This window comes from Amycolatopsis sp. MEPSY49 (genome assembly GCF_051337345.1).
Taxonomy (GTDB): Bacteria; Actinomycetota; Actinomycetes; order Mycobacteriales; family Pseudonocardiaceae; genus Amycolatopsis.
Genome location: NZ_JBDLYJ010000014.1, coordinates 1 through 14,500 on the forward strand (window position 1 = coordinate 1; position 14,500 = coordinate 14,500).

The 14,500-nt window shown below is 72.1% G+C and carries 9 protein-coding genes; 4 read left to right on the plus strand and 5 right to left on the minus strand.

Annotation, left to right across the window (positions count from 1 at the left end; all coding sequences use genetic code 11):
• A partial coding sequence (gene eccCa / locus ABFJ78_RS40915; protein ID WP_436392861.1) for a type VII secretion protein EccCa occupies positions 1-3,651 on the minus strand: 3,651 nt, incomplete at its 3' end.
• Positions 3,652-4,456: 805 nt separating this feature from the next.
• Between eccCa and eccD the strand changes: the two genes are divergently transcribed.
• Positions 4,457-5,821 carry a type VII secretion integral membrane protein EccD gene (gene eccD / locus ABFJ78_RS40920; RefSeq protein WP_436392862.1) on the plus strand — a complete coding sequence of 455 codons (1,365 nt, stop codon included), beginning with the start codon at positions 4,457-4,459 and terminating at the stop codon, positions 5,819-5,821.
• 20 nt (positions 5,822-5,841) lie between these two features.
• Positions 5,842-7,473, plus strand: coding sequence for a type VII secretion-associated serine protease mycosin (locus ABFJ78_RS40925; protein ID WP_436392863.1), 1,632 nt, complete (start codon positions 5,842-5,844; stop codon positions 7,471-7,473).
• Between the two features lie 41 nt (positions 7,474-7,514).
• Here ABFJ78_RS40925 and ABFJ78_RS40930 read toward each other — a convergent pair whose 3' ends face one another.
• The 3 genes from ABFJ78_RS40930 to eccB all read right to left on the minus strand — a co-directional run bounded on the left by ABFJ78_RS40930 (position 7,515) and on the right by eccB (position 10,673).
• On the minus strand, positions 7,515-8,648 hold the full coding sequence (locus tag ABFJ78_RS40930; RefSeq protein ID WP_436393034.1) for a WXG100 family type VII secretion target: 1,134 nt from the start codon (positions 8,646-8,648) through the stop codon (positions 7,515-7,517).
• Positions 8,648-8,965: a hypothetical protein gene (locus ABFJ78_RS40935; RefSeq protein WP_436392864.1), complete on the minus strand. Its 318-nt coding sequence runs from the start codon at positions 8,963-8,965 to the stop codon at positions 8,648-8,650. Before ABFJ78_RS40935 ends, ABFJ78_RS40930 begins: the two co-directional genes overlap by 1 nt.
• Before the next feature lie 67 nt (positions 8,966-9,032).
• Positions 9,033-10,673 carry a type VII secretion protein EccB gene (gene eccB, locus ABFJ78_RS40940; RefSeq protein ID WP_436392865.1) on the minus strand — a complete coding sequence of 547 codons (1,641 nt, stop codon included), beginning with the start codon at positions 10,671-10,673 and terminating at the stop codon, positions 9,033-9,035.
• Positions 10,674-11,255: 582 nt separating this feature from the next.
• Here eccB and eccE point away from each other — a divergent pair.
• Together eccE and ABFJ78_RS40950 are read left to right on the plus strand one after the other, a co-directional pair.
• Positions 11,256-12,491, plus strand: a complete 1,236-nt coding sequence (gene eccE / locus ABFJ78_RS40945) for a type VII secretion protein EccE (protein WP_436392866.1) — start codon at positions 11,256-11,258, stop codon at positions 12,489-12,491.
• Positions 12,488-13,207 carry a hypothetical protein gene (locus tag ABFJ78_RS40950; RefSeq protein WP_086681370.1) on the plus strand — a complete coding sequence of 240 codons (720 nt, stop codon included), beginning with the start codon at positions 12,488-12,490 and terminating at the stop codon, positions 13,205-13,207. Before eccE ends, ABFJ78_RS40950 begins: the two co-directional genes overlap by 4 nt.
• A 420-nt stretch (positions 13,208-13,627) precedes the next feature.
• Here ABFJ78_RS40950 and truA read toward each other — a convergent pair whose 3' ends face one another.
• Positions 13,628-14,461 carry a tRNA pseudouridine(38-40) synthase TruA gene (gene truA / locus ABFJ78_RS40955; RefSeq protein ID WP_436393035.1) on the minus strand — a complete coding sequence of 278 codons (834 nt, stop codon included), beginning with the start codon at positions 14,459-14,461 and terminating at the stop codon, positions 13,628-13,630.
• Between the last annotated feature and the right edge of the window lie 39 nt (positions 14,462-14,500).

A 14,500-nucleotide genomic window follows, 5' to 3' on the forward strand; every position in this document is an offset into this window, starting at 1 on the left:
CAGCTGCTCCTGCGTCACGTCCGGGCCCGGCAGCCGCCGCGTCATCGAGTTGAACACGTCGCCGACCATGCTTTCCAGCTGCGCCGCCGACACCGCATACCCCAGCAGCGAATCACCCTGGACGAACCCCAGCATCGTGCGCCGGTAGTCCACCAGCAGGATCAGCGCTTCCTTGGCGGTGAACCGCTCGGAAATACCCCGGGCGATCTGACGCAGCAGGTTCGTCTTGCCCGACTCCCCGTCGGCGAAGGCGTAGAAGTGCGGCTCGGCGTTGAAGTCCAGATAGATCGGCTGCAGGTCCTCCTCGTTCACCCCGATCGGGATCAGCTTGGAATCCCGGTGCGCGTCGAGCTTGAGCACCTCCTCGTAGGTGATCATCTCCGGCAGCAACCGGACCTGCGGCGCGACCCGGCCCCGCCACGCGCCCTTGATCTTGGCCACGGCGTCGGCCACCCCGGCCGCGATCGTCTCCGGATCACTCGAGCCGTCGATCCGCGGCAGCCCGCCCAGCATGTGCAGCTTCTCCCGCGTCAACCCCCGCCCCGGGCGCCCGGCCGGGATGTTCACCGCCACCCGCCGGTCGATGTCGGACTCGGTCGGGTCACCCAGACGCAGCTCGAACCGGGTGCCGATCATGTCCTTGATCGCCGGGCGGATGTCGGCCCACCGGTTCGCCGCGATGATCACGTGCACGCCGTAGGACAGACCCTGCGTCGCCAGCCGCGTGATCGTGGTTTCCAGCTCCTCGAAGTCATCCCGCAACGCCCGCCAGTTGTCCACGATCAGGAACGCGTCCCCGAACGGGTCCTGATCCGCCCGGATCTCCCCGCGGCGCTTGCGGTTGCGGAACTCGGTCATCGAGTCGATGCCCATCGCCCCGAACCGGCCCTCCCGCTCGGTCAGCAGCGTGGTCAGCTCGGCCACGATCCGCCGCGCCTTGTCCGGCTCCCGCCGCGCCACCGCCACCCCACCCACATGCGGCAGGTCCGCCAGCCCGGCCAGGGTGCCACCACCGAGGTCCAGGCAGTAGAACTGCGCCTCCTCCGGCGTGTGCGTCAACGCCATCGACATGATCAACGTCCGCAGCATCGTCGACTTGCCCGACTGCGGCCCGCCCACGATCACCCCGTGCCCGGCCGCGCCGGAGAAGTCCGCCCACAACGGGTCGCGCCGCTGCTCATACGGCCGGTCGATGATCCCCAACGGCACCTGCAACCGCCCGTTGCCGAAGAACCCGACCGGGGACAGCCCGCGGTCGTCGGTCGGGTTCAGGTTCGGCAACAGGGTGTCGAGGGAGTTCGGGTCCTTCAACGGCGGCAGCCACACCTCGTGCGCCGGCGGGCCCTGCCCGACCAGCCGCGACACGATCACATCCAGCTCGCTGGGTTCGACCGCCTCCTCCGACTGCGGCGCCGCCGCCACCGGGGCCGCCTCGATCTGCTGCGGCTCCGGCTCCTTGGGCAGCTCGACGAAGTCGGGGACGAACAGCTGCGGCCGCTTGTCCGCGCGGACCACCGTCGCCGCCGGCCCGGCCGCCTGGATGCCGGCCGGGCGGTAGGGGCCCGAGACGTAGGAGGCCTTGAACCGCACCAGCGTCGAGGTGTCGTACTTCAGATACCCGCCACCGGGGACCGAGGGCAGCTCGAACGCGTCCGGCACCCCGATCGCCGCGCGCGATTCCGCCGCGGAGAAGGTTTTCAGGCCGATCCGGTAGGACAGGTGCGAGTCCAGGCCGCGCAGCTTGCCCTCCTCCAGCCGCTGGGAGGCGAGCAGCATGTGCATCTGCAGCGACCGGCCCAGCCGGCCGATCGCGACGAACAAGTCGATGAAGTCCGGCTTCGCCGCCAGCAACTCGGAAAACTCGTCACAGACGATGAACAGCGCGGGCAGCGGGTCGAGGTCGGCGCCGTTCTCGCGGGCCTTCTCGTACTCCCAGACGTTCTTGAAGTTACCGCCGTTCTTCAGCGCTTCCTGGCGGCGGTTCATCTCCCCGGCCAGCGCGTCCTTCATCCGGTCGACCAGCGTCACCTCGTCGGCGAGGTTGGTGATGACCGCGGAGACGTGCGGGGCCTTGTCCAGCCCGAGGAAGGTCGCGCCACCCTTGAAGTCGACCAGGACGAAGTTCAACGTCGAGGACGAGTGCGTGGCGAGCATGCCCAGCACCAGCGTCCGCAGGAACTCCGACTTGCCGGAACCGGTCGCGCCGATGCACAGGCCGTGCGGGCCCATACCCTCGGCGGCGGCTTCCTTGATGTCCAGCTCCACCGGCTGGCCGTACTCGCCGACCCCGAACGGGACGCGGTAGCGGTCGCGGATCGGGCGGGGCCGCCACGCCTGCTGCACATCGAACGTCATCGGGTCGCCAGGGATGCCGAGCAGTTCCAGCAGCGACGGGTTGGACAGCAGCGGCTCTTCGTCGCCGACGTCCTGCCCGGCCGCGCCACCGACGCGGTAGGGCGAGATCAGCCGGGCCAGCGACTCGGTCTCGACCACCGACAGGGTGTCCGGGCGGCCGAACCACTCGACACCGCCGGCGCTGCGCGCGCCGAGGCGGTCGGGCTCGACGACCAGCCGCAGGCCGCGGCGGGCGGCGAGGTTGCCGATGGAGTCGGACAGGTCGACCAGCGTGACGCCGACCAGGCCCTCCTCGAGGATGATCTGCTCCTCGCGGGTGACCTCGGCGTCGTCGACGATGATCACGACGTGCGGCTGGTCCGGCGCCGGAGTGGCGTTGCGGGAGAAGCGCTGGCGGTCACGCAGCTCGTCGTCGAGCCAGTTTTCGATCTGGGCCAGCGAACCGGCCATCATGCGGAGCTGGCCGATGCCGTCGGACAGGGTGGGGTGCTGCACGTGCGGCAGCCACTTCGCCCACTCCCACTCCTCCTTCGCGCGCCCCGCGGTGGCGATCGCGATCAGGACGTCGTCGGGGCTGTGGAAGGTGACCAGCTGCGCGAGCATCGCGCGGGTGAGGCCGCGGGTCAGGGCGCGGTCGCCCTGCATGCTGACCGCGGCGAACCCGCGGAGGGTGATCTGGGTCGGCAGGTCCGGCACGATCGAGTGCGCGCGCACGAACCGGCGCAGCGCGAGGGTGGCGATCGGCTCCAGCTCGTCGACCGGCCCGGTCTGCGGCGGGACCAGCCGCGTCGCGAGGCGGTGCGAGCTGCGCCCGACGCGCAGGTGCAGGAAGTCCTGGTCGTTCTGCCGGCGTTCCCACATGCGGCGGGTGGCGGCCAGCGACCAGAGGGACTGGGGGTCGGGGTGCACCCATTCCAGGGCGGCGCGCTGGTCGACCATCGCCTCGCGGGCGCGGTCGCGCATCTGGCCCAGGTAGCGGAGGTAGTCCTTGCGGTCTTCGTCCATCTCGGCGCGCTTGGCACCGCCGCCCTTGCCCCCGCCGCCGGCCATCATCCCGAGCGTGCCGACGACCATCATGCCGCCCATGGCCATCATCATCGGGTTCCGGTTGGAGGCCTGGAACATGAAGACCATCATCCCGAGCGACGCGACGATCATGACGACCGGAAGCGCCTTCATGACGATGTTCCCGGGGATGACGCGCGGCACCTCGGGCGGCGGCTCGAGATGCACCTCACCGCCCGGCGGGCGCGGTGCCGCCAGCCGCGGCGACTTCTTGAACTGCAGCGTGCTCATCGAAGGACCCCTCATTCAAACTCGACGATGGCGGCCACCGCTTGGTGCGCGAGGTGCGCGCATCAACCTATCGAACGCCGCGGGGTAATTCCGGCGGATGCCGGAACCACCTCGTGAGCTTTGCCCCATCCTCGTCCGCGAGTGTACGACCCGGCACCGACAGTGATGCCACGTCCGGGCCCGGGTGACTTGGTTGGCCCGGCCGGTTCGCGGCGGTTCGGACGACATGAATGAGTCATTCACTACGTCCCGCCGCCCGGTCGCTGGTGGCGGGTGGGCGGCCGCGCTCCTTCCGCCGCCGGCGACCTCGCCGCCCCGCGGTGCTCCCGCCGGCCCGAGCGACCCGTTTGCCCTCGCCGGGCGAACGACATGAGTGACCCATTCACGTCGCCAGGTGACAGGGCTCCGGCAAAGTCGTGGCCGCGCGGTCTGCCCGGCGTCGCGGCGATGTCATGAAAGGGTCGTTCATGTCGTCTGACGAGGTGAACGACCCGTTCATGACGTGCGGGCGACCGGATCGGCCGCGCTGACCTGACTTTGCCGGGACCCTGTCGCCAGGTGACATGAATGAGTCATTCATGTCGTCTGGCGACATGAATGACTCATTCACTACGTCCCGCCGCCCGGTCGACAACCCGCGCGACTCACGCGCGCGCCCCTCGCGTCGGTGACCTGACCTGCCGCTGCCGGTGATTTTCGGACGTTCGGTGATGCCCGCGCCGGGGTTCGGTATAAGTTCCCCCGGGAGCAGTCTCGACCGAGCGGGGGCAGTGCAGTGGCTACGGGCACGACAGTTTTCAGCAGGGTGACGGTCGTCGCGCCGTCCACCCGGATCGACGTGGCGTTGCCCGCCGACGTCGCGGTGGCCGATCTCCTGCCGATGCTGCTGGACATGGCCAAGGAGTCGTCGCCGGACGGCGGGGCGCGGCACGGCGGCTGGGCGCTCGCCAAGCTGGGCGACGCCCCGCTCGACCCGAGCCGGACGCTCGCCTCGCTCGGCGTCGTCGACGGTGAGCTGCTGCAGCTGCGCAAGCGCAACGAAAACCCGCCGCCGCCGCTGTACGACGACGTCGTCGACGCCATCGCCGAGTCCTCGCCCGACAGCTTCCGGCCGTGGACCAAGGAGACGGCCAACCGCTTCGGGCACGTCGCGGGCGGGCTGGCGCTGGTCGCCGCCGCCATCGCGCTGTTCATGAGCGGCTCACTCTACGGCGGCAGCGCGCTCGGCGCCGCCATCGCCGGCGGTATCGGCGCCATCGCCTGCGTCGCGGTCGGCGCCACCCTCGCCAAGGCCTACCAGGCCGAAGCCACCGGGGTCCTGATCGCCGCGGCCGGCGGGCTGCCACTGGCGTTCGTCAGCGGCTTCTACATCGTGCCCGGCCTCTCCATGCGGGCGAACCTGCTGCTCGGCGCGGTCCTCGTGATCATCGTCGCGTCGGTCTGCATCATGGTCATCGGCGCCGGCATCACGACGTTCATCGCCGCCGCCACCGCGGGCACCTTCGGCGCGCTGGCCTTCCTCTTCGGCACGCTCGTCGCGCACCCGGCGGCCGGCATCGCGGCCGGCACGGTCGCGGTCGCCCTCGCCTGCATCTCGATCCTGCCGCGCGCCACGATCTGGCTCGCGAAGCTGCCGCTGCCGCACGTCCCGAGCAACGCCGAGGAGCTCAAGGAAGACTCCGGCTTCCCGGACTACCGGGCGATCGAGCGCCGCACGGCGGTCGCGCACAACTACATGACCGGCCTGATGATCGGCTGCGGCGCCACGGTCGCGGTGTCCGCGATCATCGCCGCCACCGCGCCCGGCGCCTTCGGGATCATCCTCGGCGTCGTCGCGACGCTCGTGCTGCTCCTGCGCGCCCGCGCGTACGCGAACGGCAGCCAGGCCATCGCCCTGCTCACCAACGGCCTGGTCGCGGCGACCGGCATCGGGATCGGCTGGCTCGTCACGGCGAGCGCGCAGAACCGCCTGCTCTACGTCTTCGGCGCGCTGGTCCTGCTCGCCGCGGGCGCGCTCGTGGTCGGCGTGATCTTCCCGAACCAGCGCTTCTCGCCGCCGCTGCGGCGCACGGTGGAGATCATCGAGGCGATTTGCATCGCGTCGGTGCTCCCGCTCGCCCTGGGTGTGATGGACCTGTACACCACCCTGCGGCACCTGAACTTCAAGTGACCGGATCGGGTGAATCTCGGATGGCTCCAGGACGCCGTTTCGGCACGACCCGGCGAACCACGACGGCCCTGATCGCCGGCACGCTCGGCATCCTGGCCCCGGTGGGCGCGACGGTCCCGGTGTGGGCCCAGTCGGCCCCGGCCGACGGCTACTTCGCGACGCCGCCGCCGGTGGACATGACCAAGCTGATCCCGGACTCCCGGCAGCCGGACAAGAAATACAAGCAGTCGAAGGGCTGCGTCCAGCGCAGCACGCTCGGCCAGAACATCGTGCTGAAGAACCGGCCGTGGGGCCAGGACTACCTGCAGATCTCGAAGGCGCAGGAGATCGTCCGGGCCGCCACGAACGGCGGCGCCGGCAAGGGCGTCAAGGTCGCCGTGGTCGACACGGGCGTGACGAAGCACCCCTGGCTGCAGGACCGCCTCCAGTCCGGCGGCGAGTACGTCGCGAAGCCGAACGGGAAGCCCGACGGCCTCGAGGACTGCGACGGCCACGGCACCGAGGTCGCCGGCATCATCGCGGCCCGGCCGGACAACCCGGAGGTCGGCTTCGTCGGCGTCGCCCCGGACGCCACGATCGTGTCCTACCGGCAGCTGAGCGAGAACTACGAGCCCGACACCTCGACCTCGACCCCGAACCCGCCCGCCAGCTCGAGCGGGACACCGTCGTCGAGCACCAACCCGCCCGCCGGCTCGGAGTCTTCGCTGCCGCCGAGCACCGAGGGCGGTGGCGGCGGTTCCGGGGAAGGCGACCGGACGTCCCCCGGGCAGTCGAACGGCGGGCGCCAGCTGGAGAAGGCCGGCACGGCGGGCACGCTGAAGACGCTGGCCGAGATCATCCGCGGCATCGCCGAACGGCACGAAGCCGACATCATCAACATGTCGGTCGACAACTGCCGCACCGCCGACGGGCGCATCACCGACGGCGAGCAGCAGGTCCAGGCCGCCGTCCACTTCGCCGCGTCGCAGGGTGTCGTGGTCATCGCCGCCGCGGGCAACGCGACGGACACCTGCCCGCAGAACGACCAGCCGGACGCGAAGAAGCCGAAGACGATCGTGACGCCGCCGTGGTTCGCCGACGACGTGCTGTCGGTCGGCGCGATCGACGAGACCGGCAGCGTGGCCCCGTTCAGCGTGCACGGCCCGTGGGTCGGCGTCGCGGCACCGGGGACGCAGATCATCTCGCTCGACCCCGCCGAAGGCTCCGACGGCCTGGCGAACCTGACGTTCGAGAGCGGCGACAAGGCCAGCGCGATCCAGGGCACCAGCTTCGCGGCGCCGTACGTCTCGGGCCTCGCGGCCTTGGTCAAGGCCAAGTTCCCGAACCTCGACGCCAAGGGCATCATCAACCGCATCAAGGAGACGGCCCAGCACCCGGCGGCGCCGGGCGGGCGCGACAACTTCGTCGGCTACGGCGTCATCGACCCGGTGGCCGCGCTGACCCAGAGCCTGCCGTCCGAGGTGGGTAACCAGGCGCCGATCCCGGCCCCGCAGCTGGCCCAGCTCCCGCCGGCGGGCGACAACAACAAGACCCCGATGGTCGTGGCGCTGGCCGGCACCGGCGGCGGCCTGGTGGCGTTGCTGATCACGCTGTTCGTGATGCGCACGATCCGCCGCAACCGCCCGGCCGAGACCGGCCCCACCCGCCGCTGAAACGAAACCCGGCCCGCGGCGAACCGCGGGCCGGGAGGAAGTCACTTCGCCGGTGGCGCCGGCGGTTTCTTCTTCTGCTGTTCGTTTTCGTCCTCGCCGATCACCGGCGGGGCCACCAAACCGGGCTCCCCCAGCAACTCCGCCGGCGTCGTCGTCGGCCGCGTCTTCGACTGGCGACGGCCGCCACCTCCGCCGCCACCGAACGCGCCGAAGCCCATCATCGGCATCATCGGCATGCCCGACGCGCTGTGGTTCGCCGAGCCGTCCTGGGCCGGCGCCGCCTGCGGGGCCGCGTCGGCGGGCTGCGCCGCGTCGGGCGTGCCGGCGCCCGTGTGCTTCGGTTCCGCCGGGTCCCCGCTCGCCGACGACGGCGTCATCACTTCGTCGGAGCCGACGGCGGCCGCCGTGGTCTCGCCGGAACCGGAACCGGAACCGGCCGGCACGCCGGATTCCGGTTCGTGCAGCCGGAACCGCTCGTCCGGGTACCGGTGCGCGATCTCGATGCTGCGCATGGTCGCGTCGGGGTCGTCGACACCGTCGCAGAGCCGGTCGAACGCCTCCAGGACGTCCCGCGCGGTCTCGTACAACGCCTTCGCCGAATCCTGCGTCTCCCGCAGCTGCGCCCGCGCCCGCTTGGTGCCCCCGCTGGGCAGCGTCATCGTCTCGGAGATCAGGTCCGCGGCGTCGACCAGGACCTCGGCGAGGTCGACGACGACGTGGCGCAGCGTCGTCACCAGCTCGTCGAGCGCGCCCGCGAGGACCGTGAGCGCCTCCTGGAGGTCACCGCCCGCGGCGCCGATCTCCCGCATGTACGCGACGAACGCGTCGGCGTCCCGGCCCGCCCAGCCGGCGTCGAGCCGCCCGAGGCGGTCGTCGAGCCGCGCGGACACCTCGGCCGCCGCGGCCGCCGCCGAGCGCAGCCGCCCGGCTTCGGCGCCGAGGTCGCCCCAGCGGCCGATCAGCGGCCGGAAGTACGTCTCGACGGGGTCGATCAGCCCCAGCTGCCGGGAAACGTCGGTGAGGTAGGCGAGGTACGGCTCGGCGGTGGCGGCGATGTCGGCGCCCTCGGCGTCCGGCGCGAACGCCACCGCGGGCGCGGTGGCCACCGGGGCGGCCGTCCGCTTCGCCAGCGGGTGCGGGATGGAGTCGGTGGAGCCCTCCGGCTCGGCGAACATCATTCCGGCCTGCCCGCGCGCTTGATCAGCTCCGCGGCCTCCGCGTCCTGCCCGCTGTGGCGGACCGTGACGTGCCGCAACGCCTCCGCGGCCGACTTCAGCGCCTCGGCGCCGTCGACCAGCTGACGCCGCAACGCGTCCGCCGCGCGGCCGTACGACTCGCCGAGGCCGATCTGCGCCCCCAGCGGGCCGTAGGACTCGCCGGAGACGCCCCCGCCGCCCACGTCCGCGGCGGCCGCGTGCAGGTCGTCAGCGGCCTCCTCGGCGGTCCGGGCGTACTCGGCGACGACCACGCCGTCCATCCTCAAGCCGGCCATGGCACCTCTCCGCTCGCCGGAAGATCCTTCGGGCGTGTGACGTCCGCCGCCGCCCGATGGTTCCGCCTCAGCCGCCCGCCTGCTGCGTCGGGGCCGGGAACGAGCCGGCGCTGGGGTCGATCGGCACCGAGTCGAACTGCTTGAGCACGTCCTGGGTGTTCAGCGAGGCGCCGGTCGGGAGCAGGCCGATGATCGACTCGGGCGCGGGCTGCCGGTTGTTCAGCCCGATCGCGTCCGCGGTCGCGGCGTCCGGGACGCTGTAGCGCACGCCGCGGTCGGAGATCAGCTGGATCGCGCCCTTGCCGAAGCTGGCCTGGCCGGTGGCCGACTGCACCACCGCGGCGAAGCCCGGCTGGAGGTAGAAGCCGGTGATCGGCACGCGGTTCGGGCCCGGCGTGGTGACCCGGGTCGTCGCGAACTTGGCGCCGTGGCTGTTCTGGCCCGGCAGCTGGGTGTCGATGTACACCGACGTGTGGCCGTCGCGGTTGGCGCCGTCGCCGACCACCGACCAGCCGAGGCAGGCGACCGCGGAGTTCTTGGTCGCGTCGAGGATCGTCGGCACCGCGCGCGGGAAGTGGTCGACTTCGATGTAGCCGGGGTCGCCGGACCGCAGCACGTTGACCCCGGACAGCTTGTCGAGGCCGAGCGTCCGCAGCTTGCTCGCGGAGCCGTGCTTCGCGACGCGCATGACGTCGGCGACCGCCTGCGACACCTGCTGGATGCCGTTCGTGGTGATGGCCCAGTACTGCGGCTGCTCACCCGTGGGCTGCGTGGAGAAGACGTCGCCCGCGGCCAGGCCGTCGAGGTCGGCCGGGGGCGCGCCGTCCGGGATGTTCGGCGGGCTCAGGCGCGGAACCTCGGGGATCGCGTTCAGCAGGCCCTGGGTGATCTTCCGCGGCTTCTGGTTCAGCAGCTGCAAGGCCGTCGAGACCGCGTTGTGCGGATCGGTGGTGTCGATCTCGGCGCGGACGGTGTTGGCGTTCGGGCGGTTCTGCGTGCTCGGCAGGCGGTAGATCAGGTACGTCTTGCCGTTGTCCGCGGCCGCCAGCAACGCTTCCTTCTCACCCAGTTCGGTGCCGAGGCCGCTCGGGGCGACGCCGCCGAAGACGTAGGTGTCGGTCTTGCCGATGTCCGGGTTCGGCTGCGTCGGGTCGAGCAGAACCTGGTCGCACACCGCCCAGTTGGGGGAAATGCGCTGGGAATCGGACGGCATCAGCTGCGGCCCGTCCGGAATTCCGGTCAGTTTTCCGCGCGGAATGTCCTTCAGCTGCTCGTCGGAAACGACCGTGGGATTCTTCACAGCCGCGGCGCTCGGCCCGGCCGGCGCCGGGGCCGCCGTCGCCCCGCCGGCGCTACCGGCGCTCGATTGCTTTTGCTGGGCCAGCAGGAGAAGCCGCGCCGACGCGAGGTTGAACGTCGGGACGAGTGTCTTCGGGTTCCCCATCACCACGTACACCGTGCCGGACTGTTCGCCGATCACGATGTTCCCGGCCTCGGGCACCGACGGCGCCGGGCTGAGCAGGCCCCAGACGACGAACACGATCATGCCGAGCGCGCCCAGCACGACGCCCACGATGGTCGCCCTCGTGTGCGTGCGCATCGGGTCGTGCAGCATCACGGCGTCCCGCCGGACCAGCGCCGACTGCATCCGCCGTAGGACGAACTGATACGCCTGAACCTGAGACTTAGTCGTGGGTGTTGATGGCATTCTCGACCTACAGCTCTCCCCGTCGCGGTACGGTTCCGCAGGATAGCCGTACGGGGACCGTCTGGTGTGGGGTTTCTACCAACTCAAGCTAGTGTCGGACACCCCGGGACCCGGCTTCCGGGTACGCAGCAAGCACGAGGGGAAGAGAAAGCGCGGATGTCCGTCACCAACCCTCCACGTCCGCCTGGCCCGCCCGGGCCCCCGCCGCCCGGCCGTCAGCCGGGCCCGCCGCCCCGTCCGGTGAGACCCGGTGGCCCCGGCGGTCCCGGAGGTGTCCCGGGCGGTCCTGGTGGCCCCGGCGGACCCGGTGGCGGCCCCGGCGGACCCGGCATGCCCCCGCGCGGTCCCGGCGGCCCCGGACCCGGCCCCGGTGGCCCGGGTGGACGTCCCGGTGGACCGGGTGGGCCCGGCGGCCCCGGCGGTGGCGGTCCCGGTGGCCCGGGTGGACCCGGCGGTGGCGGTCCCGGCGGTCCCGGCGGTCCCGGCGGTCCCGGTGGTCCCGGTGGTCCCGGTGGCGGTGGTCCCAGCGGTCCCCAGGGGCCCGACGACGGCCCGGCCACTCCCCCGCCCAGCCCGGTGCGGATGGCACCGCCCGCGCGCCGGCGCTCGTCGGGCGTGAACCTCGGCCCGCTGCCCGTCGCGAACCTCGTCGTGCTCGAGGTCGGCCTCGCCGTCGGGCTCGTGCTCCTCGCGATCAACATGTCGCTCAAGTGGGTCGGCGTCGGCATCGTCGGCTTCGCCCTCATCGTCGCGCTGCTGCGCTGGCGCGGCCGCTGGTTCACCCAGTGGATCGGCCTGACGCTGCGCTACTCCTTCCGGTCCCACGACCGCGTCGCCGAACCGCTGCCGCCGAGCACCGTCGAGGAACTGGCCGCCGAGGAGACCACGGTGACCGGCCCGGACGACGCCCGCGTCAACCTGCTGCGCGTGGCCGTCCCGGACCTCGTCGTGGCGCACGGCGTCGACCACGAGCGCCAGCAGGTCGGCCTCGCGTGGAACGACGGCACGTGGACGGCGGTGCTGCTCGTCGAGCCGACGCCCGCGTTGATCACCCAGGCCGGCGGCGCGCCGAGCCTGCCGCTGTCGGCGCTCGCGCCGTGCCTCGAGGACCGCGGCGTGGTGCTCGACTCCATCCAGACGATCTGGCACTGCTACCCCGGCAGCGCGGCGCTGCCGGCGGACTCGCCCGCGCTCAGCTCCTACATGGAGGTGCTCGGCCCGCTGCCCGCGGCGGCGCGGCGGACGACGTGGGTGGCGATCCGGCTCGACCCGAAGCGCTGCCCGGCGGCGATCCGCGAGCGCGGCGGCGGCGTCGTCGGCGCCCACCGCGCGCTGATCGGCGCGCTTTCGCGGGTGCGCAACGCGCTGGAGTCCCAGGGCGTGCCGACCCGGCCGCTCGACCCCGACGAGCTGCTGCGCGCGAGCATTTCGGCCGCGGAGCTCACGTCCGTCGCCGGTTCGCCGAGCAAGGTGACGCTGCAGGAGCGCTGGTCCGGCGTGACGGCGGCGGGCATCGGGCACGCGAGCTACGCGATCACCGGCTGGCCGAAGGGCAAGATCACCAGCAGCCTGAACGCGCTGACGAGCGTCCGCGCGCTGTCGGCGACGCTGGCGATGTCGATCTCCCCCGCGTCCGACGAAGGCAAGATCGGGCTGCGCGGCGTGGTCCGGCTGAGCGCGCGCAACCCGCGTGAGCTCGAAGCCGCCGACCAGCGGCTGCACGGCCTGTCCGAGCGGCTGGGCGTCGACCTGACCCCGTTGCGCGGGCTGCAGGTGTCGGCGTTCGCCGCGACGCTGCCGATCGGAGGAACAGCATGAGCTCGCGGATGCGTGACGCCGGGCAGAACCTCGGGGTGGCACCGGAGTTCACCGTGGACCCGGCGATGCTCGACGCGGTCAGCCCGTCGGGTGACCGCGGTGGCATCGTGCTCGGCTCGGGCCTCAAGGGCGAGCCGCTGACGATCTCGGCGCTGCGCTCGACGCCGACGCGCATCGTGCTGGTGGGCGGGCTGTACCTGGCCCGCCAGGTGGCGATGCGCGCGATGGCGGTCGGCGCGTGGGTCGTGGTGGCGACCGGACGCCCGACGGAGTGGCAGGTGCTGTCCCGCGCGGCCGGCACCCGCGACGGGCGGCCGTCGCCGCTGGTCCAGATCCGTCGGCTGTCCCCGGTCGAGCTGCCGCGGCCGTCGGAGGACGCCCCGCTGCTGGTCGTCACGGACGGCGGCCCGACCCCGCAGGACCTGTTCCCGCCGCGGTCGCCCTGGCAGACGACGGTATACGTGCTCCCGTACCTGCACCCGCAGGCGGGCGCGACGGCGAACGCGGCGGACCTGGTCCTGATGCAGCGCCTTCCGGCGGGCCAGGCCGAGCTGGCGGCGCGGATCTGGCGCCTGCCGCCCCAGATGATGCGCCAGCTGACGACGTTGCAGGACGACCAGGTGGTGGCCCTGGGCCGCAACCTGTGGCGGCCGCTGAGGCTGGTGACGACGGGCAAGGAGCAGCAGCTGCTCGGCCCGGTCCGCCGCGGCGACTGAGGTTTTGCCTTCGAGGGGCACCTCCACCCGCGGGGCGCCGGGCCGAAGAGGCGTTTCGGCGGGATGCCGAGTTTTCGGTGGTCATGAACGACTCGTTCATCGCATCTGACGAGGTGAACGACTCGTTCATGCCATCCGCCGACGGCTGACTGCCGGCAGCCTCGCCGCCGAAGGCGAGAGGCCCCCGAGAACAGACACCGACGAGAACCCAGACTCCCCCCGCACCCCGATCCGAAGCCAGAACACGGCCGGCAACGCCGGGTCAAGGCATCTTTCCCGCCTTGACGCGGTGTTGCCGGCCGTAGTCACAATGACAGCTTCGGGGTGCCGGAAGGCGCTTCGACAGGACAGCTGTCCCCGCCCCCGCCCCAAACGCCATGAATGACCCATTCATGTCACCTGACGACATGAATGAGTCATTCACGTCATGGGGGTGCGGACGTTCCTCGTCTGCTCCGCCCGGGCCGCGAGCTCCTCGTCCGGCGGGTAGTCCACGCCGAGCAGCGTCAAGCCGTGGGCCGGGGCCACCGCGCTGTCGCGAATCCCGCTCTCCAGCACCTTCGCCGGCCAGGCGTCGCTGCGGCGGCCGTCGCCGACCAGGAGCAGGACCCCCACCAGGCTGCGGACCATCGAGTGACAGAACGCGTCCGCCGAGACCCGGACCTCCAGCAAGTGCTCGTCGACCCGCGCCCACTCCAGGCGCTGCAGCTCGCGGATCGTCGTGCCCGTCTCGCGCTGCTTGCAGTACGCCGCGAAGTCGTGCAGGCCCAGCAGTTCCGCGGCCGCCGCGTTCATCGCGTCCGTCGACAGTGGACGGTTCCACGCCAAGGTGTCGTGGCGGCGCAACGGGTCCACGCCCCACGGCGCGTCCGAAACGCGGTAGCGGTAGTGCCGGCGGATGGCCGAGAACCGGGCGTCGAACCCCTCGGGGGCGACCCTCGCGCCCAGCACCCGGACGTCGCCGGGCAGCAGGCGGTTCCAGCGGCCCGTCATGCGAACCAGGTCCGGGATGCCCTCCGGCGACACCGGGACGCGGCCCTCAGCAGCCGGAGACAGCGGCACGACGTCGACGTGCACCACCTGGCCCGTCGCGTGCACCCCGGCGTCCGTGCGGCCCGCCACGACCACGGACTTGGGCACCGAAGCCCCGGGCGGCTGCCGCTGCAGGGCCTCCTCCAGGAGCCCCTGGACCGTCCGGCGGCCCGGCTGACGGGCCCAGCCCGAGAAGTCCGTGCCGTCGTAGGAGACGTCCAGGCGCAGACGAACGAGCCCGCCCTCCCCAGCGGGAGTGGC